General features: G+C 63.8%; 29 protein-coding genes and 1 pseudogene. 20 read left to right on the top strand and 10 right to left on the bottom strand.

Annotation, left to right across the window (positions count from 1 at the left end; all coding sequences use genetic code 11):
• Nucleotides 1-12: 12 nt before the first annotated feature.
• The 5 genes from CIT39_RS29750 to CIT39_RS29730 all read right to left on the bottom strand — a co-directional run bounded on the left by CIT39_RS29750 (nt 13) and on the right by CIT39_RS29730 (nt 3,452).
• Nucleotides 13-1,488 (bottom strand): type II and III secretion system protein family protein, encoded by a 1,476-nt coding sequence (locus CIT39_RS29750; protein ID WP_162308753.1) that lies wholly within the window; start codon nt 1,486-1,488, stop codon nt 13-15.
• A gap of 11 nt (nt 1,489-1,499) precedes the next feature.
• Nucleotides 1,500-2,297: a Flp pilus assembly protein CpaB gene (cpaB, locus tag CIT39_RS29745; RefSeq protein ID WP_162308752.1), complete on the bottom strand. Its 798-nt coding sequence runs from the start codon at nt 2,295-2,297 to the stop codon at nt 1,500-1,502.
• A gap of 127 nt (nt 2,298-2,424) precedes the next feature.
• Nucleotides 2,425-2,949, bottom strand: a complete 525-nt coding sequence (locus CIT39_RS29740) for an A24 family peptidase (protein WP_018318783.1) — start codon at nt 2,947-2,949, stop codon at nt 2,425-2,427.
• Between the two features lie 123 nt (nt 2,950-3,072).
• A complete protein-coding gene (locus CIT39_RS29735) occupies nt 3,073-3,213 on the bottom strand; it encodes a hypothetical protein (protein WP_162308318.1) in 141 nt (46 codons plus the stop codon).
• A 74-nt stretch (nt 3,214-3,287) separates the two neighbouring features.
• Nucleotides 3,288-3,452 carry a Flp family type IVb pilin gene (locus CIT39_RS29730; RefSeq protein ID WP_094977073.1) on the bottom strand — a complete coding sequence of 55 codons (165 nt, stop codon included), beginning with the start codon at nt 3,450-3,452 and terminating at the stop codon, nt 3,288-3,290.
• 270 nt (nt 3,453-3,722) lie between these two features.
• Between CIT39_RS29730 and CIT39_RS29725 the strand changes: the two genes are divergently transcribed.
• From CIT39_RS29725 to CIT39_RS29710, 4 genes are all read left to right on the top strand, one after another.
• The gene (locus tag CIT39_RS29725; RefSeq protein WP_094976727.1) at nt 3,723-4,550 is read left to right on the top strand and encodes a sterol desaturase family protein; all 828 of its coding nucleotides are present in this window, start codon (nt 3,723-3,725) and stop codon (nt 4,548-4,550) included.
• A 151-nt stretch (nt 4,551-4,701) separates the two neighbouring features.
• Nucleotides 4,702-5,202 (top strand): pilus assembly protein N-terminal domain-containing protein, encoded by a 501-nt coding sequence (locus tag CIT39_RS29720; protein ID WP_094976728.1) that lies wholly within the window; start codon nt 4,702-4,704, stop codon nt 5,200-5,202.
• A gap of 224 nt (nt 5,203-5,426) precedes the next feature.
• On the top strand, nt 5,427-6,008 hold the full coding sequence (locus CIT39_RS29715; RefSeq protein ID WP_094976729.1) for a TadE/TadG family type IV pilus assembly protein: 582 nt from the start codon (nt 5,427-5,429) through the stop codon (nt 6,006-6,008).
• Between the two features lie 23 nt (nt 6,009-6,031).
• On the top strand, nt 6,032-6,646 hold the full coding sequence (locus CIT39_RS29710; RefSeq protein WP_162848678.1) for a TadE/TadG family type IV pilus assembly protein: 615 nt from the start codon (nt 6,032-6,034) through the stop codon (nt 6,644-6,646).
• 101 nt (nt 6,647-6,747) lie between these two features.
• Here the strand turns inward: CIT39_RS29710 and CIT39_RS29705 are convergent, their stop codons facing one another.
• From CIT39_RS29705 to CIT39_RS29695, 3 genes are all read right to left on the bottom strand, one after another.
• Nucleotides 6,748-6,960, bottom strand: a complete 213-nt coding sequence (locus tag CIT39_RS29705) for a cold-shock protein (RefSeq protein WP_028142093.1) — start codon at nt 6,958-6,960, stop codon at nt 6,748-6,750.
• A gap of 265 nt (nt 6,961-7,225) precedes the next feature.
• On the bottom strand, nt 7,226-7,513 hold the full coding sequence (gene infA, locus CIT39_RS29700) for a translation initiation factor IF-1 (RefSeq protein ID WP_007599789.1): 288 nt from the start codon (nt 7,511-7,513) through the stop codon (nt 7,226-7,228).
• A 23-nt stretch (nt 7,514-7,536) separates the two neighbouring features.
• Nucleotides 7,537-9,135, bottom strand: a complete 1,599-nt coding sequence (locus tag CIT39_RS29695) for a DEAD/DEAH box helicase (protein ID WP_094976731.1) — start codon at nt 9,133-9,135, stop codon at nt 7,537-7,539.
• Between the two features lie 481 nt (nt 9,136-9,616).
• Between CIT39_RS29695 and urtA the strand changes: the two genes are divergently transcribed.
• The 16 genes from urtA to CIT39_RS29615 all read left to right on the top strand — a co-directional run bounded on the left by urtA (nt 9,617) and on the right by CIT39_RS29615 (nt 23,923).
• Nucleotides 9,617-10,939 (top strand): urea ABC transporter substrate-binding protein, encoded by a 1,323-nt coding sequence (gene urtA, locus CIT39_RS29690; protein ID WP_094976732.1) that lies wholly within the window; start codon nt 9,617-9,619, stop codon nt 10,937-10,939.
• Between the two features lie 84 nt (nt 10,940-11,023).
• Nucleotides 11,024-12,631: an urea ABC transporter permease subunit UrtB gene (gene urtB / locus CIT39_RS29685; protein WP_094976733.1), complete on the top strand. Its 1,608-nt coding sequence runs from the start codon at nt 11,024-11,026 to the stop codon at nt 12,629-12,631.
• Complete coding sequence (gene urtC / locus CIT39_RS29680; protein ID WP_094976734.1) at nt 12,628-13,794, top strand: urea ABC transporter permease subunit UrtC; 1,167 nt, start codon at nt 12,628-12,630, stop codon at nt 13,792-13,794. Before urtB ends, urtC begins: the two co-directional genes overlap by 4 nt.
• Before the next feature lie 6 nt (nt 13,795-13,800).
• On the top strand, nt 13,801-14,562 hold the full coding sequence (urtD, locus tag CIT39_RS29675) for an urea ABC transporter ATP-binding protein UrtD (RefSeq protein ID WP_094976735.1): 762 nt from the start codon (nt 13,801-13,803) through the stop codon (nt 14,560-14,562).
• Between the two features lie 88 nt (nt 14,563-14,650).
• Complete coding sequence (urtE, locus tag CIT39_RS29670) at nt 14,651-15,346, top strand: urea ABC transporter ATP-binding subunit UrtE (RefSeq protein ID WP_094977074.1); 696 nt, start codon at nt 14,651-14,653, stop codon at nt 15,344-15,346.
• 31 nt (nt 15,347-15,377) lie between these two features.
• Nucleotides 15,378-16,208 carry an urease accessory protein UreD gene (locus tag CIT39_RS29665; RefSeq protein WP_094976736.1) on the top strand — a complete coding sequence of 277 codons (831 nt, stop codon included), beginning with the start codon at nt 15,378-15,380 and terminating at the stop codon, nt 16,206-16,208.
• 24 nt (nt 16,209-16,232) lie between these two features.
• On the top strand, nt 16,233-16,535 hold the full coding sequence (locus CIT39_RS29660) for an urease subunit gamma (protein WP_007605424.1): 303 nt from the start codon (nt 16,233-16,235) through the stop codon (nt 16,533-16,535).
• An 11-nt stretch (nt 16,536-16,546) separates the two neighbouring features.
• The gene (locus CIT39_RS29655; RefSeq protein ID WP_094976737.1) at nt 16,547-16,852 is read left to right on the top strand and encodes an urease subunit beta; all 306 of its coding nucleotides are present in this window, start codon (nt 16,547-16,549) and stop codon (nt 16,850-16,852) included.
• 54 nt (nt 16,853-16,906) lie between these two features.
• Nucleotides 16,907-17,446, top strand: coding sequence for an HD domain-containing protein (locus tag CIT39_RS29650; RefSeq protein WP_094977075.1), 540 nt, complete (start codon nt 16,907-16,909; stop codon nt 17,444-17,446).
• Between the two features lie 34 nt (nt 17,447-17,480).
• The gene (gene ureC, locus CIT39_RS29645; protein WP_094976738.1) at nt 17,481-19,196 is read left to right on the top strand and encodes an urease subunit alpha; all 1,716 of its coding nucleotides are present in this window, start codon (nt 17,481-17,483) and stop codon (nt 19,194-19,196) included.
• Between the two features lie 118 nt (nt 19,197-19,314).
• The gene (locus tag CIT39_RS29640) at nt 19,315-19,614 is read left to right on the top strand and encodes a putative quinol monooxygenase (protein ID WP_092032158.1); all 300 of its coding nucleotides are present in this window, start codon (nt 19,315-19,317) and stop codon (nt 19,612-19,614) included.
• Nucleotides 19,615-19,637: 23 nt separating this feature from the next.
• Complete coding sequence (locus CIT39_RS29635) at nt 19,638-19,937, top strand: putative quinol monooxygenase (RefSeq protein WP_094892815.1); 300 nt, start codon at nt 19,638-19,640, stop codon at nt 19,935-19,937.
• 10 nt (nt 19,938-19,947) lie between these two features.
• Nucleotides 19,948-20,598 (top strand): urease accessory protein UreE, encoded by a 651-nt coding sequence (locus CIT39_RS29630; RefSeq protein ID WP_094976739.1) that lies wholly within the window; start codon nt 19,948-19,950, stop codon nt 20,596-20,598.
• On the top strand, nt 20,579-21,307 hold the full coding sequence (locus tag CIT39_RS29625; protein ID WP_094976740.1) for an urease accessory protein UreF: 729 nt from the start codon (nt 20,579-20,581) through the stop codon (nt 21,305-21,307). Before CIT39_RS29630 ends, CIT39_RS29625 begins: the two co-directional genes overlap by 20 nt.
• 36 nt (nt 21,308-21,343) lie before the next feature.
• The gene (gene ureG / locus CIT39_RS29620; protein WP_008131868.1) at nt 21,344-21,967 is read left to right on the top strand and encodes an urease accessory protein UreG; all 624 of its coding nucleotides are present in this window, start codon (nt 21,344-21,346) and stop codon (nt 21,965-21,967) included.
• A 297-nt stretch (nt 21,968-22,264) separates the two neighbouring features.
• A complete protein-coding gene (locus CIT39_RS29615) occupies nt 22,265-23,923 on the top strand; it encodes a CHASE domain-containing protein (RefSeq protein ID WP_094976741.1) in 1,659 nt (552 codons plus the stop codon).
• Nucleotides 23,924-23,947: 24 nt separating this feature from the next.
• Here CIT39_RS29615 and CIT39_RS29610 read toward each other — a convergent pair whose 3' ends face one another.
• A complete protein-coding gene (locus CIT39_RS29610; RefSeq protein WP_162308937.1) occupies nt 23,948-24,556 on the bottom strand; it encodes a TetR/AcrR family transcriptional regulator in 609 nt (202 codons plus the stop codon).
• A 106-nt stretch (nt 24,557-24,662) separates the two neighbouring features.
• Nucleotides 24,663-25,804: pseudogene (locus CIT39_RS29605) on the bottom strand (OpgC domain-containing protein).
• Between the last annotated feature and the right edge of the window lie 147 nt (nt 25,805-25,951).

The following is a 25,951-nucleotide window of genomic DNA, read 5'->3' as shown; positions in this document are numbered from 1 at the left end:
CCCCGTTCCGCCTCACTCGGTGATGAAGCCGTAGGTACCGCGGTAGTTCCTGGCCGGTTCGGTCCGGCCAGGCACGCCGTAGATGCGGTTGATGTTGCCGAGCAGTTGGGCCTGTGGATCCGCAGGCGGGGCGAAGCCGTCATCCGGCCGCGACAGGTCCTTTGGCGCCACTGCGCGAACGACATAGGGCGTCACGATCACGACCAGTTCGGTCGCGTTGTTGACGAAGTCGCGGCTGCGGAACAGCGTGCCGAGGATCGGGAGTTGCATCAGTCCCGGCAATCCGCTGATGGCTTGCTTGGTCTGCTGCTGGATCAGGCCGGCCATCGCCATCGCGCCGCCGGAGGGAATTTCCAGCGAGGTCTCGGCGCGGCGGGTCCTGATCGAGGGCACCGTCAGCGAGTTCACCGACGTCGAGGTCACGGCCTGGGACAGCGTGATCGCATTTTCGTTCGACAGCTCGGAGACCTCGGTCATGACGCGCAGGCTGATCTTGCCTTCGCTCAGCACCACGGGGGTGAAGTTGAGCGAGATGCCGAACTTCTTGAAGCTGATCTGGGTGGTACAGACATGCGTTACGGGGTCGCACGCATAGCCTGCCGGCACGGGGAATTCGCCGCCGGCGATGAACGTCGCCGATTCACCGGAGATCGCGGTCAGGTTCGGTTCGGCCAGCGTGCGGATCACGCCCGCGGTTTCCATCGCGCGCAGGGTGGCCTGCACCGACGTCGCGCCGCCAAACTTGGTCGTCAAATTGTTGCCGTCCACGAGGTTGTGGCCGAGCGCGGTGAACGGATTGGAGTTCGTGAAGCTCACCACCGACGTGCCGTAGTTGAGGCTGGCGCTCAGGTCGATGCCGAGCTGCTTGACGATGGTGCGCTGGACTTCCGCCACCGTCACCTTGAGCATGACCTGGTCGCGGCCGCGCACCACGATCGAGTTCACCACCTTGTCGGCGCCGCCGGCCAGGCGCGCGGCGAGCTCGTTGGCCTGCTGCGCTTCCATCGGGTTCGCCGCCGTGCCGGTCAGGACGATGCCGTCGCCGAGTCCGTCGATCTGGATGTCCGAATTGGGCAGGACCTGCTTCAGCGCCGCCCGCACACCATTGAGGTCGCGCTTGACTGCGATGTCATAGGCCGCGATCTGCTGGCCTGCGGAATCGAAGAACACGATGTTGGTCTGGCCGATCGCGGCGCCGATGATGTAGGCGCGCTGCGCCGAGCGGACCACCGCATTGGCGATCTTGGGGTCAGCGACCAGCACGTCCTTGATGTCGCGCGGAAGGTCGATCACGATCGACTTGCCGATGCCGAGCGAGAGGAAGCGGGCGTTCATCTGGCCGTCGGCGGCGGGCGGCGCGGCGGGACGATAGTCGGCGGCGACCACGGGGGTCAGCACCGGGTTGAACGCCAGTGCGAAGGCGGCCGAGAACGACAGGGCGCGGACCATTGAGGTTCGCATCGTCGCCAGATCTGCCCTGCATTTCATGTCGCCTGTCCTCATCGTGCTTTCGCCGTCGAGCTCGGGACGCCGTAGCGAATGATCGAGATGCCGTCGCGCTTCTGAGCGGATTCGTCGAGCGTGATTTCGCTCATCTTGACGTCGGCAATGCTGCGCAGCGCCAGCGACAGCGTTCCGGCCTGACGGGCCGAGGAAAGCGCCTGGGTCTGTGCGGAAGTGAGTTCCAGGGTCACGGTCTTGCCGACCACGGCGTTCTGGCCGTCCTTCTCCTTCGGAGCCTGGTCGATGGCGAGCACGCGCACATTGACCAGGATGATCTCGGACGTGACGACGTCCTGGCCGCCGGCGGCCTGGTCCGGGTTCTTGAGACGGCGCGTGAGCAGGACGTCGACGCGGTCATTGGGCAGGATGAAGCCGCCTGCGCCGGTCTCCGGCGAGATTTCGGTCGAGATGGCCCGCATGCCGCTGGGCAGGATGGCCGCCATGAATCCGGAGCCCTCGGCCTTGACCAGCTTCTGGTCGCGGATCGGCTCACCCTGAATGAAGGGGGCGCGCGCGATCGAACCGGTCACCTGGGTCACGCCCTCGGGACGCTCGTTGCGGCGGATGAAGGTGGCGCTGGCGGTCGCGGCCGGCCAGGTCTGCCATTGCACATCTTCCGGCTTCACGGTCTGGCCGAGGCCGATGTCGTTCTTGGCCACGAGGACGTCGACGGTCGCAAGCTGCGCGACCGGGGCCTGAGGCGGCGCAGAATTGTCCGAGCCGCTCGCCAGGTACGCGGCGGCACCGCCGGCGCAGATGGCGACCGTCAGGACGACAATGCGTGCCCTATTCATACGCTTCACTTTCCACAAAACGCCGCGACGCTGCCGCCGCCTTGATCGGCAGTTGACCAGCTATTCGTCAAAGCATGGTTAATGAGGCGTATCTAAATCGCCTTAACGCCGGGTTTACCCGGTGCGTTCAGCGCAGCGCGAGGTGAGCGAGATCAATCGCCTTCACCCATTCGGTCTCCGGGTAGACCATCAGCGCACTCAGCGCGAGCGCGATGCCGTAGGGGATGCCGCTCTCCTTGGCGTGCAGCCGGGCGAGCCAGGCCTGGCCCGCCAGCCCGTAGGGCAGCGGCCATTGCCGGAATTGCAGCAGGAGCAGCGTCAGCGCGCCGCCGAACAAGGAGGCGTAGAGCAGGAAGTTCATCAGCGGTGCGAAGCCGAACCAGAGCGCGACGGAGGCCGCGACCTTGGCGTCGCCGCCGCCGACCCAGCCCATCGCAAAGCAGGTGAAGGCGATGACCAGGAGAAGCGCGCCGGCGCCGACATGACTGAGCATCTCGTAAGGTGCCATGCCACCGGCGAGGGCGAGCGCGAAGAAGCCCGCGACCAGCGCCAGCGACACGCGGTTCGAGATCGTCATCGTGAAGAGATCGCTCGCGGCTGCGAACGCCATCAGGGCCGGGAAGAGCAGAAGGCGCGCGAGGTCGAGGATCATGGGCTGCGTCTTGAGGCCTGGGATTGCCGCGGGAACCGGCGTCGGCCGATGCTAGCCGGCAGTGCTAAACAAACCGACAACGGCAGCAAGTCCCGCGCGAGCCTGAAGCCGCAAAACGCGTCGTCACCACAGGCTGGCAATGCGCGCGGCGAGCGCGGCCGTCGCAAGCAGCAGCGCAACGCAGACCCAATAGACCGGCGAGCCGGCCTGTGCCTCCGCCGTCGCATTTGCCGCGACCGCGGCATCGGTTCTGTATTTACGCAACGCCACCGGAACTCGCCGTCTTCAAAAACAAAGGCCCCGGAGGTCCCGGGGCTCTTGCCGTCGTTCGTCCGGCTTTACTTGAGGCCGGTCGAGATCGCGGTGAACTTGGTGTTCAGCGTGGTGCCGAGATTGTTGACGACGGTGATGATGGCCAGCGCGATGCCGGCTGCGATCAGGCCGTATTCGATGGCGGTGGCGCCGGATTCATCCTTCGCGAAACGTGCAATCAGGTTCTTCATGAACATAACTCCAACTGGGGTGGGGATCGCCTCGTTCGGCGCCGTCATTGACGTGATGACCATGAGAGCCGAGCTCTTTCGGTAGAGTTAATTCGATCGGGCAAACCCGCTTGCGGCGCGATGCTTTAATGCAGAGTGAATTTCGTCTTAAAGGCAGCCGCTGTCATTCGTTCCGGTTCCGGATGTACCGTCGGCGCGGCGCCGGCTTCACGCTCCCTTAAATTTCGCGGCGTAGGCGTAACGGAGCTGGAATTCGCAAGAGAGGCGACGATGTCGAGCCTGCCCATGCAAGTCGCCCTGATGCTCGGCGAGACCATCGTCAAGGTGATCCCCATCACCTTCGCGCTCGCGGCGGTCTTCACCGTGCTCGAACATCTCTGGGCCTGCAATGCCGGCGCGCCGTGGTGGCGCAAGCGCGAGATCGTCACCGACATCTGCTACTGGTTCTTCGTTCCGGTGTTCGCCCGCACCATGCGGATCGGACTTCTGATCGTCGGTGCGAGTCTCGTCTTCAACATCCACGACGCCGACGAACTCATCGCCTTCTACGACAACGGCCACGGCCCGCTCTCGTTGATGCCGCTGTGGGCCCAGGCCGCGCTGTTCCTGGTCCTGTCCGACTTCATGCTGTACTGGCTGCACCGGCTGTTCCACGGCGGCGGGTTCTGGAAGTACCACGCGATCCATCACTCCTCGGAGGAGATAAGCTGGATTTCGGCGGCCCGCTTCCATCCCGTCAATCTCGTGCTCGGCTCGATCGGCGTCGACGTCGTGCTGCTGATGGCCGGCATTTCCCCGAACGCGATGGTCTGGCTCGCCCCGTTCACGACCTTCCATTCGGCCTTCGTGCACGCCAACCTGAACTGGAGTTTCGGGCCGTTCAAATATCTGCTGGCGACGCCGGTGTTCCACCGCTGGCACCACACCTCGCTCGAGGAGGGCGGCGACACCAATTTTGCCGGCACGTTCCCGGTCTGGGATGTCCTGTTCGGCACCTTCCGCATGCCCGAGGGTGAACTGCCGCAGGAATACGGCAAGGACGAAGCGACCATGCCGAAAGAGATCGCAGGTCAGCTCGCCTATCCGTTCCGCCGCTAGCTTCGATGGCGGTAAAACGCCAGTCTGTTCAAACAATAATCGGCGAGTTTGCGGAACGTTCACGAATTAAGGGCAGGTTAGCGGGGTCGGGCACCGGCTCCGCTGCTATCTGTTCGCTTCTGCCGGTTTGTGACGTCCCGGGGGTAAGAGTATGCGTAAAGAGTTACTGCGCCGTCGTGCGCGCGTCTGTCTTCTGGTTGCGGCCGCGGTGCTGGCATCGCCGGCTGCCGGCCTTGCCGACCCGACCGCCGACACCATCGCCGTCAATGTCGACCAGGCCAAGCTGGTGCGGCTCCCCGGCAAGGTGGCGACCCTGGTGGTCGGCAATCCCCTCATCGCTGACGTCACGCTCCAGCCCGGCGGCATGATCGTCGTGACCGGCAAGGGCTATGGAGCCACCAATTTCATCGCGCTCGATCGGGCCGGCGAGATTCTGGTCGACCGCCAGATCCAGGTCGAAGGCCCGAGCGACCGGCTCGTCACCGTCTATCGCGGGATCGAGCGCGAGTCCTACAGCTGCGTGCCGCTTTGCCAGCGTCGCGTGACGCTTGGCGACAGCGACACCTACTTCAACAACACGATGAACCAGGCCGGCTCGCTGAGCGCCAGCGCCAGCGGTGGTGGCGGCGCCGCTCCGGCCAAGTCGAACTAGCACGATCGTTCGGCGGGTTTGCCCCGGGCAGGATCGCCTCAGGCCGCTTGCGGACGAGGAAGGGGTCTCCGCGCGCCGCGCTTTCCATGGGCTTGGGGTCGCGGCTGGTTAACGCATTCTTAACGGCGCGGTCCGCCGGCTGCGGATCGCCTGAAACACTTAAACAATCAGTTTCCGCTATTGAACGGAACAGTTGATCGCCCGTTGCTGGGGAATTTGACGTGATGCCAACGCCTGCACCTACGAGGTTCACGCTCCGGAAAGCGCTGGGCCGGTTTCGCGGCAACCGCCGCGGTTCCGCGGCCGTCGAGTTCGCCCTGGTCGCCCCGATGTTCTTCGGGCTGCTGTTCGCCATCATCGAAACGGCGCTCATGTTCTTCGCGAGCCAGGTGCTCGAGACCATCACGCAAAATTCCGCGCGCGCGATCCTGACCGGCCAGGCGCAAGCGCAGGGCGGTTCGGTGGCGGCCTGCCAGACCACGCCCGGCGTGGTCATGGCGTGCGACAAAACGACGTTCAAGGCCTATGTGTGCACGCAGATCCCGGCGCTGTTTGATTGCAACAAGCTTTACGTCGACGTCGTGAGCACCAGCTCCTTCGGGTCGTTGAGCCTGACGAGCTACGGCGATTCCTGCAATTTCAACCCGGCCGGCATGCAATACAGTGCCGGGACCTCGGGCCAGGTGGTCGTGGTGCGGCTGTTCTACCAGTGGCCGCTCATCGTCACCGGCCTCGGCTACAATATCGGGTGCAGCAACAAACGGCTGATGGTGGCGACCACGGCCTTCAAGAACGAACCCTTCTGAGACAGATGGATCCGAGCGGACCGATGCAGGCGATTGCGAATATCTGGCGGAATGCATGTCGTTCCGTGCGCGACTTCGTCGCCGACAAGCGCGCGCTCGCGGCGACCGAGTTCGCGGTCATCGTCCCGCTGATGCTGGTGATGTTCTTCGGCACCGTCGAGTTCTCGTCGGCCGTGGCGATCGATCGCAAGGTCACATTGATCGCGCGGGCTCTGTCCGATTTGACATCGCAGTCGACGACGCTCGCCGATGCCGACATGAAGGATACGTTCACGGCGAGCATCTCGGTCATCATGCCCTACGACGCCAGTCTGGTGAAGGGCACGGTCTCCCAGATCTATATCGATGCCAACAGCATTGCCACGGTCCAATGGAGCAAGGCCGGCACCATTGCGAGCGGCGCGACGCAAGCGACGCTGGCGACCTCGGCCCGCAAGGCCGGCGACAAGGTCACCACCATGATTCCCTCGACGCTCTTGATCCCGTCGAGCTACCTCATCCTCAGCGAGGCGAATTACACTTACACGCCTTCCGTAGGCTACGTGCTGAAGTCGAGCATAAACTTGAGCGATCTGTCCTACACGCGGCCGCGCCAGGTCACCTGCGTTCCCTACAACGGCGTCCCGTCGACGTGCTGAAATCCGCGCGCAGGCGCTAAAATGAAAAAGGCCGTGCGTCGCGCACGGCCTTCTTGCTTTCTTTGGCTTGCGCGAGCCGATCGGGCCACGCGCCCGGCGGCTCAGCCTTCGGAGCGGAGGTTGTCCGCTGCCGACTTGCCGGAACGGCGGTCGGCCACGATCTCGTAGGAGAGCTTCTGGCCTTCACGCAGCGTGCCGAGGCCCGCACGCTCCACAGCGCTGATGTGGACAAACACGTCCTGGCCGCCATCGTCGGGCTGAATGAAGCCGAAGCCTTTGGTCGCGTTAAACCACTTCACGGTTCCCATGCTCACGGGGATAGTCCCTTCTCAGATAACACAATGTTGCAGCCCACTTGCGCAGGCCAGTTAGATCGAATTTTTGGAAGGGTCGTCAGCGTGTCTGAACCGGCTGTACCGGTGGATGCTAATGTCGTCCGGCCGAAAATCGATGAATTCATTTTATCGGAATTGGGGCCCCAAAACAATCCGGACGTGCACGATTTTTTGATCCGCCGCGAGGTCCGCGGCGGATCGACATTTAGGCCGGAATTTCACTTCCAAGGGTGCCGGCAGGCGCCTAGCGCCGGCGGAACTGGCCGCCGCGCTGGCCTGGGCGGGGCGGTCCACCCATCCCGCTGGGACGCTCGTCCTTGTGGCGGAAAATCAGCCGGCCCTTTTCGAGGTCATAGGGCGACATCTCCACCGTCACGCGGTCGCCCGCCAGCGTCTTGATGCGGTTCTTCTTCATCTTGCCGGCGGTATAGGCGACGATCTCGTGTCCGGCATCGAGCTGCACGCGGTAGCGCGCGTCGGGGAGGATTTCGGTGACCAGTCCTTCGAACTGGATCAGCTCTTCCTTAGCCATGAATTTCTCCAGGTCGTGGACGGCTAGTGCGAATGGGGTTTGCGGGTCGGTTGGCCGTTCGGCCGACTCTCCCGGCGCAAAAAGGCCACGCCTTGTATCCCATCAGCCGCCCCGGCGCTATGCACGGAACGCTGTTCCGGACGGCCGTTTGGGGAAGAATTCGCCTTCCCCCCAGAGCGCGGACGACGAGACCCCTTCGAGGCGTTCGGGCCGTTGCCGGGCCGCCCGTCAGCATGTCGCGCTTCGCCGCCATGTCGGCCTTCACCGGGACGTCCATCACCCTGCTTGCCGGCGGTATGGTGGCGTCCGTCGGAATGTCGTTCCTCGCTACGACGTCCGTCACCGTGACGTGCCTCGCCATGCCTTGCGCCTTGCGGACGCTGGCCCGGGCGGCCTCCGCGGCCCTGCCGTTGCTGCGGCGCGGGAGCGCCCGCATCGCGGCGGCCGGCGTCGGTGCGGAGATCTTCGCGCGGCAGTGCCACCTTGATCAGCCGTTCGATGTCACGGAGATAGCTGAGTTCCTCGCCACCTGCGACCAGCGAGATCGCGGTGCCCTCGGCGCCGGCACGCGCGGTGCGGCCGATGCGGTGCACATAGGTCTCGGGCACGTTGGGCAGGTCGAAATTGATGACGTGAGTGATGCCGTCGACATCGATGCCGCGGGCGGCGATATCGGTGGCAACCAGTGTGCGGATGTCGCCGGAGCGGAACTGGGCCAGCGTCCGTTCGCGATGGTTCTGCGACTTGTTGCCGTGGATGGCGCTGGCGGCGATGCCGGCCTTCTCAAGGGTTTTCACCACCTTGTCGGCGCCGTGCTTGGTGCGGGTGAAAACCAGAGCGCGGTTGACCTGCTCCTGTTTCAACAGCTTGGCGAGGAACGCCGGCTTCGCGGAGAAATCGACCTGGATGATGCGCTGCTGGATGCGCTCCACGGTCGAGGAGACCGGGGTCACCGCGACGCGGGCGGGGTCACGCAGCATGGCGTCGGCGAGCTCGGCGATATCCTTCGGCATGGTGGCCGAGAAGAACAGCGTCTGCCGCTTGATCGGCAGCTTGGCGACGATTTTGCGGATGTCGTTGATGAAGCCCATGTCGAGCATGCGGTCGGCCTCGTCGAGCACGAGGAATTCGACGCTCGACAGTTTCAGCCCGTTGCTCTGCACGAGGTCGAGCAGGCGGCCGGGGGTGGCGACCAGCACTTCGACGCCCTGCATCAGCGAGCGAACCTGACGGCCCATCGGAACGCCGCCGATGGCGAGCGTCGAGGACAGGCGGATGTGGCGGCCATAGGCGTTGAAGCTGTCGAGGATCTGGCCGGACAGCTCGCGGGTCGGCGACAACACCAGGACGCGGGTGGTCTTGGGCTGCGGCTTGATCCGGTGCTCGAGCAGGCGGTGCAGGATCGGCAGCGCGAAGGACGCGGTCTTGCCGGTGCCGGTCTGGGCGATGCCGACGACATCGCGGCCGGTCAGCGCCGTGGGAATGGTCTGGGTCTGAATGGGGGTGGGAGTGACGTAGTTCTCTTCTTGAAGAGCGCGCGCGATCGGTTCGGCGAGGCCGAAGTCCTGAAACGAAGTCAAAAGAGGGGTTCTTTCCATGTCAAAAGCGGGCGCCCGGCGCATTCAGCGCGGCGCACGCAAAAGGGTGTCGAGAAGACACCTGCGTGTTTGGGGTGTCGGATGGCTTGGGAGATTATGGGGCAAGCCAGAGGCCCGTAAGGGCTTAAGAACACGCGGCTCGCGACGACCGCCTGATTCGCAAGAGGTCTCTGAGCGTCATATGGAACATTGAAGGGGCGCTTTCAAGGCGGAGCTGCCTGAAATGGTTATTGCGGTGCAAAAATATTTATGCCGGAATTTTAGCCACAAGCAGGTAGATGCTCAAAAAATGAACTGACTGCCGCATAAGCATACATTTTGATCGCCTAAATTATAAGCAATTGAACTGCGGCTAAACTTGGATTGCAATAGAATTGTCTAATCTGACCAATGAGTTGGCAGGTGCCCAGGCCATGGCACGGTTCTTGCGATTCCGTTAATCGCAGGCGGCCGTGGGGCCGTTTCGCAGCGTTTTTCACGTCTGCGTCAGGGAGATGAGACACTCATGTTTAGCAAATCTACTCACGATATAGCGGCGTCATTTAGCCGCCGCGGTGTGCTCGCCGCGACCGCCGGCCTGGTGCTTGGACTGGCTTCATTGACTGGCGCCAAGGCCGCGGACGACACCATCAAGGTCGGCGTGCTGCACTCCCTTTCCGGCACCATGGCCATCAGCGAAACCACGCTGAAGGACACCATCCTCTTCCTGATCGACGAGCAGAACAAGAAGGGCGGCGTTCTCGGAAAGAAGCTCGAAGCCGTTGTCGTCGACCCCGCGTCGAACTGGCCGCTGTTCGCCGAAAAGGCGCGCGAGCTGATCACCAAGGACAAGGTCGCGGTCGTGTTCGGTTGCTGGACCTCGGTGTCGCGCAAGTCGGTGCTCCCGGTTTTCAAGGAGCTGAACAACATCCTGTTCTACCCCGTGCAGTATGAGGGCGAGGAGAGCGAACGCAACGTGTTCTACACCGGTGCTGCGCCGAACCAGCAGGCGATCCCCGCGGTCGACTACCTGATGAAGGAAGAGAAGGTGAAGCGCTGGGTGCTCGCGGGCACCGACTACGTCTATCCGCGCACCACCAACAAGATCCTGGAAGCCTATCTGAAGTCGAAGGGTGTCGCCCAGGAAGACATCATGATCAACTACACGCCGTTCGGTCACTCCGACTGGCAGACGATCGTGGCCGATATCAAGAAGTTCGGCTCGGCCGGCAAGAAGACCGCGGTGGTCTCGACCATCAACGGCGACGCCAACGTCCCCTTCTACAAGGAGCTCGGCAACCAGGGCATCAAGGCGAAGGACATCCCGGTGGTCGCGTTCTCGGTGGGTGAGGAAGAACTCGCCGGCATCGACACCAAGCCGTTGCTCGGCCATCTCGCCGCCTGGAACTACTTCGAATCGATCAAGACCCCGGCGAACGAGAAGTTCATCAAGGACTGGCAGGCCTACACCAAGAACCCGAAGCGCGTGACCAACGATCCCATGGAAGCCAGCGTGATCGGCTTCAACATGTGGGTGAAGGCGGTCGAGAAGGTGAAGTCGACCGATCCGGACAAGGTGATCGACGCGCTTCCCGGCACCGAAACGCCGAACCTGACCGGTGGCGTGTCGAAGATGCTGCCGAATCACCACATCACCAAGCCGGTGTTCATCGGCGAGATCAAGGGCAACGGCCAGTTCGACGTGGTCTGGAAAACCCCGGGTCTCGTTGCTGGCGACGCCTGGTCGAAGGAGCTCGACGGCTCCAAGGACCTGATCGGCGACTGGGTCGGCAAGAAGTGCGGCAACTTCAACACCAAGACCAACAAGTGCCTCGGCTCGGGCTCCTGATCCGGACCTGACGCTCCGTTACACGATCGGAGAAGGCGGCGATCCCGCCGCCTTCTCCACCATTTTCTGCCGGGGTCATTCACAGTGCCAGCCCATTTGTCCGCCCGTCTCTGTACCTTTGTCCTCTCGTTGTTCCTGATCGCGTTCGCACTGCCGGCCTTTGCCGGTCCGTTCGAGGACGCCGTCGCCAAATTCGCCAACGACGATTATTCCGATACGGACGAGGCGATCGGCGTGGTCGCGAGCAGCGGCAATCCGCTGGCTTTCTCCATCATCAGTGCGCTTCAGGACGGGCGCCTGATGGCCGACCTCGATAGCAAGAAGGTCTACGTCACCGGTACCGACGGCAAGTCGATCGATGCCGCGACCGGCCAGGCGGTGGCCAACGTTCCCGACAGCGCGAGCGCGGTCCGGCTCAACAACCGCCTGCGCCGCAGCGTCGACGCCGCGCTCGGCAGCCTGACGCTGCAGTCGCCGGACGTCGGGACGCGGCTCCAGGCGGCGCAATCCGTCTTCAAGTCACATGAGGAGACCGCGCTCGAGGCGGTCGATGGCGCGCTCGCCAAGGAGACCAACAAATCCGTCAAGGCTGCGCTCGGCGACGCCCGTGCGGCGATCCTGCTGTTCAAGCCGGACGCTACCGAGGTCGAGAAGCTGGAGGCGGTGGCCACCCTCAAGGGGCGCGGCGATCAGGAGGCACTGGCGCTGCTCACAGGCATGGGCGACCAGCCGGCGTCGGTGACCAAAGCCGCCGCGAGCGCGATCGGCTCCATCCAGAACTCGCTCGCGATCTGGTCCATGGTGCAGAATGCCTGGTACGGCCTCTCGCTCGGCTCGGTGCTGCTGCTCGCCGCGATCGGTCTCGCCATCACCTTCGGCGTGATGGGCGTGATCAACATGGCCCATGGCGAGATGGTGATGTTAGGGGCCTACACCACCTTCGTGGTGCAGGAGGTGATCCGCACCAGCTATCCCGGCCTGTTCGACTATTCGCTGCTGATCGCGGTGCCACTCGCCTTCCTCGTCGCCGGCGCCATCGGCGTGCTGATTGAGCGCAGCATCATCCGCTTCCTCTACGGCCGTCCGCTGGAGACGCTGCTTGCGACCTGGGGCCTGTCGCTGGTGCTGCAGCAGGCGGTCCGCACCATGTTCGGTCCGACCAACCGCGAGGTCGGCAATCCCTCCTGGATGAGCGGCGCCTTCGAGCTCGGCCAGATCACCATCACCTATAACCGGCTCTGGATCCTCGTCTTTACGTTAGCCGTGTTCGCGATCCTGCTCGCGATGCTGCGCTACACCGCGCTCGGCCTCGAGATGCGCGCGGTGACGCAGAACCGCCGCATGGCAGCGTCGATGGGCATCGCGACCTCGCGGGTCGACGCGCTCACCTTCGGGCTCGGCTCGGGCATTGCCGGCATCGCCGGCGTGGCGCTGTCGCAGATCGACAATGTCAGCCCCAATCTCGGCCAGAGCTACATCATCGACAGCTTCATGGTCGTGGTGTTCGGCGGCGTCGGCAATCTCTGGGGCACGCTGGTCGGCGCCTTCACGCTCGGCATCGCCAACAAGTTCCTGGAGCCGGTCGCCGGCGCCGTGCTCGGCAAGATCGCGATCCTGGTTCTCATCATCCTGTTCATTCAAAAGCGCCCGCGCGGCCTGTTCGCGCTCAAGGGCCGTGCGGTGGAAGCATGACCCCTCACATGCTGACGCGATCGCTGGACCGCAGTGCGACGATCTTCCTGGCCGTCGTCGCGGCCTGCGGTATCCTGATCCCGCTCTCCAATTTGCTGCTGCCCGCGGGCTCGTTCCTGCAGGTGCCGACCTATCTCGTCGCACTCTGGGGCAAATATGTCTGTTACGCGATCCTGGCGCTTTCGATCGATTTGATCTGGGGCTATTGCGGCATTCTCTCGCTCGGCCACGGCGCCTTCTTCGCGCTCGGCGGCTATGCGATGGGCATGTACCTGATGCGGCAGATCGGCACCCGCGGCGTCTACGGCAACCCTGTTCTGCCCGACTTCATGGTGTTCCTGAATTATTCGAAGCTGCCCTGGACCTGGTACGGCTTCGACATGTTCTGGTTCGCGGCGCTGATGGTGCTGGTCGTGCCCGGTCTGCTCGCCTTCTGCTTCGGCTGGCTCGCGTTCCGCTCCCGCGTCACCGGCGTGTATCTCTCGATCATCACGCAGGCGATGACCTATGCGCTGCTGCTTGCCTTCTTCCGCAACGATTTCGGCTTCGGCGGCAACAACGGCCTGACCGACTTCAAGGACATCCTCGGCTTCAACGTGCAGGCCGAGGGCACCCGCGCGGCGCTGTTCGCGCTGAGCTGCCTGGCGCTGATCGCGGGCTTCCTGATCTGCCGTGCGATCGTCTCCTCCAAGCTCGGCAAGGTGCTGATCGCGGTGCGTGATGCGGAGTCGCGCACGCGCTTCCTCGGCTACCGCGTCGAATCCTACAAGCTGTTCGTGTTCACGGTGTCGGCCTGCATGGCCGGGGTCGCCGGCGCGCTCTACGTGCCGCAGGTCGGCATCATCAATCCCTCCGAATTCGCGCCCGGCAATTCGATCGAGGCGGTGATCTGGGTCGCCGTCGGTGGCCGCGGCACGCTGGTCGGCGCCGCGCTCGGCGCCGTCGTCGTCAACTACGCCAAGACGTTCTTCACCTCGGGCGTGCTGGCGCCGTACTGGCTGTTCATGCTGGGCGCAATGTTCATCCTGGTGACGCTGCTGCTGCCGAAGGGCATCGTCGGCACCTTCAATGCATGGTGGGACTCCTCGAAGGAGAAACGCGCCGCGACGATAGCGAGTGCCGCGGCCGAGGACGGCGTCACCGAACCTAAGATGGCGGAGTAGGCGCACATGAACGTCATGGACAACCGCGCGACGTCCGCGATGCTCTATCTCGACGGCGTGCACGTCTCGTTCGACGGCTTCCACGCCATCAACAATCTGTCGCTGACGCTCGAGCCCGGCGAGATGCGCGCCATCATCGGTCCGAACGGCGCCGGCAAGACCACGATGATGGACATCATCACCGGCAAGACCAAGCCCGACGAGGGCACGGTGCTGTTCGATGGCGTCACCGATCTGACGCGGCTCGACGAGACCCGCATCGCCGAGCTCGGCATCGGCCGCAAATTCCAGAAGCCGACCGTGTTCGAGAGCCAGACCGTGCAGGACAATCTCCTGCTCGCGCTCAATGTCGATCACAGCGTCAAGGGCACGCTGTTCTGGCGCGGCAGCAAGGCCGAGGCAGAGCGCATCGACAGGGTGCTGGAGACGATCCGCCTCACCGAGGCGCGCAACCGCCTCGCCGGCAGTCTCAGCCACGGCCAGAAGCAGTGGCTCGAGATCGGCATGCTGCTCGCGCAGGACCCAAAACTGCTCCTGGTCGACGAGCCCGTCGCGGGGATGACCGACGTCGAGACGCATCTGACCGCCGAGCTGCTGAAGGAGATCAACAAGACCCACACCGTGATGGTGGTCGAGCACGACATGACGTTCGTGCGCGAACTCGGGGTCAAGGTCACCTGCCTGCACGAGGGCACGGTGCTCGCGGAAGGAACCATCGACCAGGTCTCGTCCAACGAGCGGGTCATCGAAGTGTATCTGGGTCGATAGCGAATGGTGAATGGGGAGTAGCGAATGGAATGGCAGTTCCTCCTATTCGCCACTCCCCATTCGCCATTCGCCTGCAAAGGTGTATCCGATGCTCGAAGTTAAAGACATCAACCTGTTCTACGGCGCGGCGCAGGCGCTGCGCGGCGTGTCGATTGCGGCCGAGCCGGGCAAGGTCACTTGCGTGCTCGGGCGCAACGGCGTCGGCAAGACCTCGCTCTTGCGCGCCATGGTCGGGCAATATCCGATCTCCTCAGGCGCGATCGTGTTCGATGGCAGCGATATCACCGGCCTGAAGCCCTATGAGCGTGCGCGCAAGGGCATCGGCTTCGTGCCGCAGGGCCGCGAGATATTCCCGCTGCTGACGGTCGAGGAGAACCTCAAGACCGGCTTCGGTCCGCTCAAGCGCCAGGACAGGAACATTCCGGACGACGTGTTTTCGCTGTTTCCGGTGCTGCAATCCATGCTCGGCCGGCGCGGCGGCGACCTCTCCGGGGGGCAGCAGCAGCAACTCGCAATCGGCCGCGCGCTGGTGATGCGGCCGAAGCTGCTCCTGCTCGACGAGCCGACCGAAGGCATTCAGCCCTCGATCATCAAGGACATCGGCCGCGCCATCTCCTATTTGCGCAACCTCGGCAACATCGCCATCGTGCTGGTCGAACAATATCTCGACTTTGCCTGCGAACTCGGCGACAGTTTTGCCGTGATGGATCGCGGCGCGGTGAAGTTCACCTGCGATCGCGCCAATTTGGACGCGAGCGAGATCAGCCGCCAGATGGCGCTGTAAGCATTCTGCCGCGACCGGCTGGGGGAGGCGGATGCGCAGCGACGTTTCAGTCACGTCAGGGGTTTTCGAGGCGAATCGTGCCCGCGGCGCGGTGCGCTTCGACGTCCATGCGCGAGACGGCGTGACACGGCGCGGCGTCTTGCATGAGTCCGGCTCGCTGCGCGTGCGCTTTCCCTCCCCGGAAGGCGAGGGTCTGTCCGGCGTGTTCGTCAACACGGCCGGCGGCGTCGCGGGAGGGGACAGTTTCGAGATCGACATCGCAGCGGGCGAGCGCTCGCGCCTGACCTTGACGACGGCGGCGGCCGAAAAGGTCTATCGCGCGCCGGCAGCGGCAGCGCAGCTCAATATTTCCTTGAAAATCGCCGCGGGCGCGCATCTCGGCTGGCTGCCGCAGGAGACGATCCTGTTCGATCGCGCCCGGGTCCATCGCCGCTTCGATATCGAGCTCGATGATGCCGCCTCGCTTCTGCTTTGTGAAATCGTCGTGTTCGGCCGCACAGCTATGGGCGAGCGGATGGAGCAGGGCGAGTTCATCGACCGCTGGCGGTTGCGTCGTGGAGGCAGGCTGGTGTTCGCCGAGACCGTCAGGCTCGACGGAAATATCGGCGCAAAACTCGGGCGATCGGCGGTGGCCAAAGGTGGGGCTGCGATCGGCACGGCGTTGATCGTTCCCGGCGACGAGGCCTTGGTCGAGCGCATCCGGGAGGCGTCAGAATCCTTCGCCGGCGAGGTCGGGATATCCGCATGGAATGGATTTGCAATGGCGCGCTTCTGTGCCCAAGATGCGGCGCGCTTGCGCGCCGACATGATGGCCGTGCTGGCGCGCACCGGCGCTGCGCTGCCGCGGCTCTGGTTGAATTGATGTATTGAACGGAAGAGATTTCGCATGAACCTGTCTCCTCGCGAAAAGGACAAGCTCTTGATCTCGATGGCCGCGATCGTGGCCCGCCGCCGGCTGGACCGCGGCGTCAAGCTCAACCATCCCGAGGCGATCGCGATCATCTCCGATTTTATCCTCGAAGGCGCCCGCGACGGCCGCACCGTCGCCGAACTGATGCAATCCGGCGCGCAGGTCCTGACCCGCGACCAGGTGATGCCGGGAATCCCTGAGATGATCCACGACATCCAGGTCGAGGCGACATTTCCGGACGGCACCAAGCTCGTCACCGTGCACGAGCCGATCAGGTAGGAGCAAGACGCATGATCCCCGGCGAACTCTTCATCCAGGACGGCGAGATCGAGCTCAATGCCGGCCGCAAGACCGTGACGCTGACGGTGGCCAACACCGGCGACCGCCCGATCCAGGTCGGCTCGCACTACCATTTCTTCGAGACCAACCCGGCGCTGAAGTTCGATCGCAAGAAAGCCCGCGGCATGCGCCTCGACATCGCCGCCGGCACCGCCGTCCGCTTCGAACCCGGCCAGACCCGCGACGTCCAGCTCGTCGCGGTGGCGGGGAAGAAGATGATTTACGGTTTTCGCGGCGATGTGATGGGGAAGCTGTGAGCGCAGGAACGAGCATGGCGCGGTGCGGTTGAGGCGGAAATGGAAGTCTTTGCCATGCTGTCGCCCATTCGCCTCGTCTCCGAAGCCGCCGAACTCGCCGCGCACAGCCACAACGGCATGGCACGCAAGGGGCGCGGCAACGAGCCCTATATCAATCACCTCGCCGAGGTCGCGAACCTGCTTGCGACCGCGACCGACGGTGCCGACGCCGAATTGGTCGCGGCCGGCTGGCTGCACGACACCATCGAGGACACCGACACCACGCGCGATGAGCTGGCGCAGAACTTTTCGGAGCGTGTCGCCTCCCTCGTCGTCGAATGCACGGATGATATGACCCTGCCGAAGGCCGAGCGGCGGCGGAAGCAGATCGAGGACGCTCCACACAAGTCCCCCGGCGCAAAACTGATCAAGATCGCCGACAAGATCAGCAACATCGGAGCGCGCGTTCAAACCGATCCCAGTGCCGAGGAGCGCGACGATCTCGCCGATTACGTGGCGTGGGCCACGCAGGTCGTTGCGGGCTGCCGCGGCGGCAATGCGTGGCTCGACGAGAAATTCGATGATGCCGTGAAAGCAGCGAGGGCCTTGCTGTGATCCACCAAACATTCAAACGCAAACGGGGCTAGCGATGTCCGTCAAAATAAAGCGTTCCGTCTATGCCGACATGTTCGGTCCGACCACCGGCGACAAGGTGCGGCTCGCCGACACCGACCTCATCATCGAGGTCGAGAAGGATTTCACCACCTATGGCGAGGAGGTGAAGTTCGGCGGCGGCAAGGTGATCCGCGACGGCATGGGGCAGTCGCAAGTCACCAACAAGCAGGGCGCGGCCGACACGGTCATCACCAATGCGCTGATCGTCGATCACTGGGGCATCGTGAAGGCCGATGTCGCGATCAAGGACGGCATGATCGCCGGCATCGGCAAGGCCGGCAATCCCGACATCCAGCCGGGCGTCACGATCATCATCGGTCCCGGCACCGACGTGATCGCGGGCGAAGGAAAAATCCTCACCGCCGGCGGCTTCGACAGTCACATCCATTTCATCTGCCCGCAGCAGATCGAGCACGCGCTGATGTCCGGCGTCACCTCGATGCTGGGCGGCGGCACCGGCCCGTCGCACGGTACATTCGCGACCACCTGTACGCCGGGGCCATGGCACATGGGGCGGATGATCCAGTCGTTCGACGCCTTCCCGGTCAATCTCGGCATCTCCGGCAAGGGCAACGCTTCGCGTCCCGCCGCTCTGGTCGAGATGATCAAGGCCGGCGCCTGTGCGCTGAAGCTGCACGAGGATTGGGGCACCACGCCGGCGGCGATCGACAACTGCCTGTCGGTGGCTGATGCCCACGACATCCAGGTGATGATCCATACCGATACGCTGAACGAATCCGGCTTCGTCGAGGACACGATCAAGGCGTTCAAGGGCCGCACGATCCATGCCTTCCACACCGAGGGTGCCGGCGGCGGCCATGCTCCAGATATCATCAAGGTCGCGGGGCTCAAGAACGTGCTGCCGTCCTCGACCAACCCGACGCGGCCGTTCACGCGCAACACCATCGACGAGCATCTGGACATGCTGATGGTGTGCCACCATCTCGATCCCTCGATCGCGGAAGACCTGGCGTTCGCCGAAAGCCGCATCCGCAAGGAGACGATCGCCGCCGAAGACATCCTGCACGATCTCGGCGCACTCTCGATGATGTCGTCGGACTCGCAGGCGATGGGCCGGCTCGGCGAAGTCATCATCCGGACCTGGCAGACCGCCGACAAGATGAAGAAGCAGCGCGGGTCACTGCCGCAGGACAAGGGCAAGGACAACGACAATTTTCGCGTCAAGCGCTACATCGCCAAATACACCATCAACCCCGCGATCGCGCATGGCGTGTCGAAGCTGATCGGCTCGGTCGAGAAGGGCAAGCTCGCCGATCTCGTGCTGTGGTCGCCGGCCTTCTTCGGCGTCAAGCCGGACTGCATCGTCAAGGGCGGAACGATCGTTGCGGCGCCGATGGGCGATCCCAACGCCTCGATCCCGACACCGCAGCCGGTGCATTACCAGCCGATGTTCGGCGCCTTCGGTAAGGCGCGTACGGCGTCGTCCGTGGTGTTCACCTCGAAGGCGGCCATCACTGGCGGTCTGGCGCGCAAGCTCGGCATCGAGAAGAAGCTCTATGCGGTCCAGAACACCCGCGGCAAGATCTCGAAAAAGAGCATGATCCACAACGACGCCACGCCCAATATCGAGGTCGATCCGGAGACCTATGAGGTGCGCGCCGACGGCGAATTGCTCACCTGCGCCCCCGCCGAGGTGCTGCCGATGGCACAACGATATTTCATGTACTGAAATAGCGCCTCAACGCATATCCCGGGCGCTTGCCCGGGGGACGGCTTTTCCGGTTTTGCGTTCCATCCCGGCTGGTCTAATGTCCCGAACCCTAGAAAAAAAGCCGGGAGGATTTCTCGTGATCTACGTCGTTGCCACCCTGACCATCAAGCCCGAGACGCGCGCCGAATTCATTGCAGCCGCCACCGCCTGCATCAAGGAGACGCGGAAAGAGCCCGGCAATATCGCCTATGACCTCCATGAGAGCGTCACCGACCCTGCCAAGATGGTGTTCGTCGAGCAGTGGGAGAACGCCGAGGCGCTGGTGCCGCATCGCGGCCAGGAGCACATGAAAACCTTTGGCCGCGTCGCGGTGAAGTGCTTTACCGCCCCGCCGAAGATCGAAGTGATCACGCCCGAGAAGGTCGACGTCCGCTAGCAAGAACAACAGGGAATAACCCCATGATCTATGTCATCGCCACCACGCCCATGAAGCCGGAGAACAAAGACGACTTCATCAAGGGGCACAAGGCATGCACCGTCGAGACCCTCAAGGAGAAGGGCTGCATCTCCTATGACGGCAATGTCAGCGTCAACAACCCCAATCTGTATGTAGTGGTCGAGCGCTGGGAGACCCGCGACGATCTCACCGCACATGCCAAGGCGCCGCACATGAAGGTTTGGCGCGAGTACTCCGCGCAGATGAAGACGGCGCCGACGGTGATCGAGATCATCAGCGACGGCAAGGTTGAGAAGCTCTGAGGTATAGCGCATGATCCGGGCGACGCAGGTCAGGGGACAGCACCGCTTCACGGAAGCGCCAGCGGATACGGTCGTGCTCGATTTCGACGACCGGCACCGCCGCCGCATGGCCATGACGGGGACGCGCGGCCTCGAATTCCTGCTCGACCTGGAGAATGCCGTTGCGCTGCGCGGAGGCGATGCGCTGGTGCTGGAGGACGGCCGGCTGGTCGAGGTGGTCGCGGCGCCCGAGCCGCTGCTCGAGATCCGCGGCCGCGATCCGCACCACCTCGTCCGCGTCGGCTGGCACCTCGGCAACCGCCATCTGCCGACGCAGATCATGGCCAAGGCCTTGCGTATCCGCCGCGATCACGTCATCGAGGCGATGGTGAAGGGCCTCGGTGCGCGCGTCATCGAGATCGAAGCGCCGTTCGATCCTGAAGGTGGCGCCTATGCTGACGCAGGCCATGCGCATGGACATGACGACCATGGTCATGATGATCACGGACATCATCATGACCATGGTCACGATCATCATGATCATCAGGGCCGCGATCATCACGCTCACGACCACCACCCTCACGATCATGCAGCGCATGATCATGGCCACCATCACCACGACGAGCATTGCGACCATCCCGACCATCACCACGGCCACAAGCATGCTCATGACCACAAGTGAGCCGGTCGCGGCCTGCGACCTCGCCGAACGCGAGGCAGCGGCGCTGTACCGGCTGATGACCTGGCTGTCGCCGGCATTCCCGGTCGGCGGTTTCTCCTATTCCAGCGGCATCGAATGGGCGGTCGAGGTCGGCGACATCGTCGATACGGCCACGTTGGCCGACTGGCTCGACGCGATGCTCGGCGACGGCTCCGGCTTTTGCGACGCGACGTTCCTGGTCCACGCCTATCGTGCCGCCGAGGCGGTCGAGGAAGCCACTTTAAGCGATATCGCCGAGCTCGCCGCGGCCATGGTGCCGTCGCGCGAGCGGCAGCTGGAGACGAGCTCGCAGGGCCGCGCCTTCATCGACATCTCCCGGGCAGCATGGGATGCAGACGGCCTGGATGCCATGGTTGCGGCATGCCGCACGCCGCTGGTCTATCCTCTCGCCGTCGGCGTGGTCGCAGCCATGCACGGCGTGCCGCTGGCGCCGACACTGCACGCCTTCCTGCATGCGCTGGTCTCGAACTGGATCTCTGCGGCCAGCCGGCTCATTCCGCTCGGTCAGACCGACAGCCAGCGCGTGCTGGTAAGGCTGGAAGCGGCCGTCGCCGCCACCGCCAATCGTGCGCTGAATGCGACATTGGACGATCTCGGCGGCGCGACCTTCCGAGCCGATCTCGCCAGCCTGCGGCACGAGACCCAATATACGCGACTGTTCCGGTCGTGAGCGGTGCGGCCTTCCAATCGAGAAAGAGCGAATCACATGTCGAAATCTCACGGCCCCTTGCGTGTCGGCGTCGGCGGCCCGGTCGGATCGGGCAAGACGGCGCTGATGGACCTGCTCTGCAAGACCATGCGCGAGCGCTATGACATCGCCGCGATCACCAACGACATCTACACCAAATGGGATGCGGAATTCCTGGTGCGTTCGGGCTCGCTGACGCCGGATCGCATTGCCGGCGTCGAGACCGGCGGTTGCCCGCACACCGCAATCCGCGAGGACGCCTCGATGAATCTCGCTGCGGTTGCGGACATGCGGGCGAAATTTCCCGGGCTCGACCTCGTGCTCATCGAGTCCGGCGGCGACAATCTCGCTGCCACTTTTTCTCCGGAGCTGGCCGACCTGACCATCTACGTCATCGACGTCGCTGCCGGCGACAAGATCCCGTCCAAGGGCGGTCCCGGCATCACCCGGTCCGACCTGCTGGTCATCAACAAGATCGACCTCGCCCCCCATGTCGGAGCCTCCCTGGAGAAGATGGACACGGACGCCAGGCGCATGCGCGGCGAGCGTCCCTTCGTCATGACCAACCTGAAGAAGAGCGAGGGCCTTGACCGCATTGTCGGCTTCATCGAGGCCAAAGGCGGTCTGAAGCGGGCGGGCTGACAGCGCGCGACGACTTGGCGCATGCTTTCTTTGGCGTTAACCGTGGGGTCGGGGCCGCAACCGCGGAACAAATTTCGGACACGGCGATTGACTACCTCCGGAGTCCGGGCAAGTCGTCCCGGTCAGACCATCGGCCGGACGGATTAAGCTTTTCAGGCGACCCACGTTGCGTACCGATGTCTCCTCCTTCATTATCTCTGCCAGCGGGGTTCACCCCGTTTCGGCACGTGGCCGTTCGAGCGGCGTTGATATGCTCCTTGTTTGTTGCCGACCTCCTGCTTTCGCCTGAGTAGTCGCGTGGTCCGGCTGGGTTTCATCATCGGTTTCATTGCTCTGCTCGGAGCCTTGCTCTCCGGGCTTGCGGCCTATCGCGTCCACGACCAGGAGCTGGCGCTGGATCGGATCGCGCTCGCGCGTGCGATCGACGTTCACGCCAGCCTGGTGCAGGACCGGCTCACCGAGCGCGAACTGCTCGCCCGTGTCGCCTCAGGCCTGTTCCGCGCGCCATCGGTGATCAAGCCGAACATGCTGGAGCCGCTGCGCTCGGCCATCTACGCCTTCAAGACCGATTTCGTGGTGGCCGGCTGGATCGCCCGGCTGAAGCCGAACGAGCTCACGGCGGCGCAGACTGCCATTGCCGGCGCCGGCTTCCCGAATCCCACCATCCGTACCTATGACGACAAGCCGATCAATCCGGCCGAGATCACCCAGCCGATCGACGTGCTGCTGGATCTCGAACCGCGCAGCGACGAGACCAAGGCTCTGCCGGGCCGAAGTTACGACCAGGATCCGGTTCGCGGTGCCATGCTGACGCGCGCCCGGATCGAGAAAAGATCGGTGGCCTCGGACCCGATTCCGCTGTTGCGCGGCAACGGGCCGGTCGGGATCATCGTGGCAGCCCCCGTCATTCCCGAGGGTGCGACCGAGCCGGCCGGGTTCGTCACGTTTTCCTACGAACTCGCCTCGCTGATGCTGACCAATGACGACATGTCCCTGTTCTCGGTTGCGCTCAGGGATCCGCGCAAGGAAGGCGTCGAGCTGATTGCCAACGACCAGGGCGTGGTTTCGACGCGCAGGGCGGCGGTGGACGGACCGGCGCCGTCGGCAACGCGCACGGTGAGCTTCGGTGGCCGTGATTGGCAGCTCGGTTATTATGCCAAGGCCAACTCGGCGCGTCGCGCCGAGCAGACCGCGATCATCGTGGCTGCGATCGGTTTTGCGATCACTGCGATGGTGTGCGGCCTGTTTGGCTATGTCGCCTACAACAATCTGCGGCTCAGCCGGGAAATCCAGGTCCGAATCGGCTTCGAGCGCCGCCTGACCGCGGTGATCGACGAGCTCAACCATCGGGTCAAGAATATCCTCGCGGTGATCCAGTCGATCGTGACGCGCACCTTGCGTCACGGCGCCGACATCGACGGCGCGCGCGAGCTGCTGATCGGCCGCATTCACGCCATGTCCAACGTGGTCTCGCTGCTCAGCGAGAGCCAGTGGCAGGGCGTCAAGCTGAAGGGCCTGTTCGAAGCGCGCGCCATCCCGCACGCCGACCGCATCGCCGTCACGGGTCCTGATATCGCGGTCAGCGCGCGCGCGGCGCAGAGCCTCTCGCTGCTGTTCTTCGAACTTGCCTCGCATTCCGACGAGGGCCTGTCGCTGGTTGGAAAGCATCCGCACATCACGGCCAGCTGGACGGTGACGGGCGAGGGCACCGACGAGATCTTCCGTTTCCGCTGGGAGGAGCTCAACACCAGCGAGGCGACGCGCCGCCCTGATTCCGATTTCGGCCTGATCCTGCTCGACCGTGTCGCCCCCGAGGCGCTCGGCGGCACCGCCAAGCGCTATTTCACCGACGCTTCCTATGTCTACGAGCTGACCGCTCCGATGGAGACGGTCGTCGACATGACCGAGCGCGATCGCACGGACAAGATCTCGGCGCCGGTGCGGCCCGCGCGATAGCTAACCCTTGGGTTAACCCTTGGGCTAACCCTTGGGCCGCAACACCAGGTCAACCAGATTGCGGGCGTAGGCCGGCGTGATCGGCGCGATGCCGAAGACGTAGCGGTAGAACAGGCTGCCATAGATCGCGTCGTAGAGATCCTCAGCCGGCCCGTCGGCCAGGATGCTGCCGTCGTTCTGGCCCGCCGCAATCATCTCGACCAGCGCGTCGCGACGGAATTGCAGATAGCGGGCGTAGAACAGCTCGGCAGAGCCGGTCCTGGAAATGCATTCGGAGATGACAGCGAGCTGAACCCTGCCGAACTCGCCCTGGAGCGCTTCGGCGTAGGCCGCGGCATGGCGGCGGGCGCGCGCGGCGGGGTTGCCGGAGCTCACCGGGGGCAACGGCAGCATCTGCGCTGCATGTTGAAGAAAGGCGTCGATCAAGAGCGCCTCGCGGGATGGCCACCATTTGTAGATCGTCATCTTGGAGACGCGGGAATGGCGGGCGACTGCGTCGATGGTGGTGGCGGCAAGGCCGGTGGAAGCCATCAGCGCATAGGCGCTTTCGAGAATGGCATTGCTGGTCTCGATCGATCGCGGCCGGCCGCGCCGGGGGGCGCTGTCGGCCCCGTCACCCCCGCCATTCGCCATCACCACGCCCGGTCTCCTCGCCAATCGCTCCTGCCCGGGATAGCGCAGCCTCATCGGCCGGCCTAGGGAAATCACAAGGCGTATGCGCTAACGCACGATGATATCGCTAGGCCTGCTGCCGCAAGGCGGTTGGCAGATCCTGCCACTTCGACCAGGCGACGTAATAAGCCACCGCGGTCATCGCGGCGAAGCCGGCAAGGCTCACGACGATCTGCATCGCCACCAGATTGGCGCTGGTGATCAGGATGAGATGGCCGGCGAACGACAGGAACACGCCGACGCAGAACACGGCGAGCCATTCCTCGCCGCATCTGATCACTGCCTGGAGCGGCTTCAACCGCAGGCCGGGGTGATCGGCCGGAACGAGATGGGTCGCCAGAAAGGTGAGCGCGAGGAAGTGAACCACGCGATAGGGGCGAGGTTTTCCTTGTCGGTCGGCGCGATGCTGTCGAGGAGGAGGTCCGGCAAATAAGCCGACATTGCCGACGAATGGCGCAGCAAGGTGATGGCCATCGCGAAGATGAGATAGGTGCCGGCGAGAATCCGCAGCCAGGGCATGTCGCGTAACGCGCGCCCGGGCGCGCCTGTCACGGCAAACCAGCCCCCGAGCACCATCAGCATCTGCCAGCACAGCGGATTGAAGGTCCATTCCTGGTCCGGATAGACCCGAAAATTCCAGTCGAACCAGCGTGCGGCAACATACAACGCGACCGATGCCGCCAGGGTTAGGTTCGGCCGTCGCAACAGGCCCCACAGCGCGAAGGGAAAGAACGCCATCAGCGGGATCATCAATTGCAGGAGGTCGAGGTTCAGCGGCTCCTCCTGGAGCACGAGGCCGCGGACCAAGATCCGCAGAGGATGCTCGAGAATGCCGGAGATGTTGTATTCGTGGATGATCTCCGGCGCCATCGATTGCGAGGCGACGTAGGTGATGGTGGCGATATAGATCACGAACAGCACGACATAGGCGGCGTAGAGCCGCCAGACCCGGCGGAAGATGCGCGTCGCCGCCACGAGGTAGTCCCGTTCAAGCGCCATCCGGCCGTGGATGATGGCGACGCCGTAGCCCACGACGAACACGAACAGGTCGGCCGCGCCGCTGAAGCCGAAATTGCGCAGCGTCAGCAGATTGACGACGTTGTTGGGGATGTGGTCGACGAACACCGACCAGTTGGCGATGCCGAGCGTCAAATACAGTCTGGCGTCGTGACGGAATGCGGCGAGGTTCGCCTTGACGGACGGTTTCATTGATTAAAATAGCTTTGGGAATCAGGATGATGCTTTTAGCGGCAACCACCTGCTCATCCGAGTAGCATTTGCGTGAGCGGCGGGCGATTTGGCCCAGATGGCACAAAATGCGCATGATCGCCGCGCCGAGCTGCGATGACCGCGTTC

This window comes from Bradyrhizobium symbiodeficiens (assembly GCF_002266465.3).
GTDB classification, from domain to species: Bacteria; Pseudomonadota; Alphaproteobacteria; order Rhizobiales; family Xanthobacteraceae; genus Bradyrhizobium; species Bradyrhizobium symbiodeficiens.
This window is presented reverse-complemented; position numbering and strand designations above follow the sequence as displayed.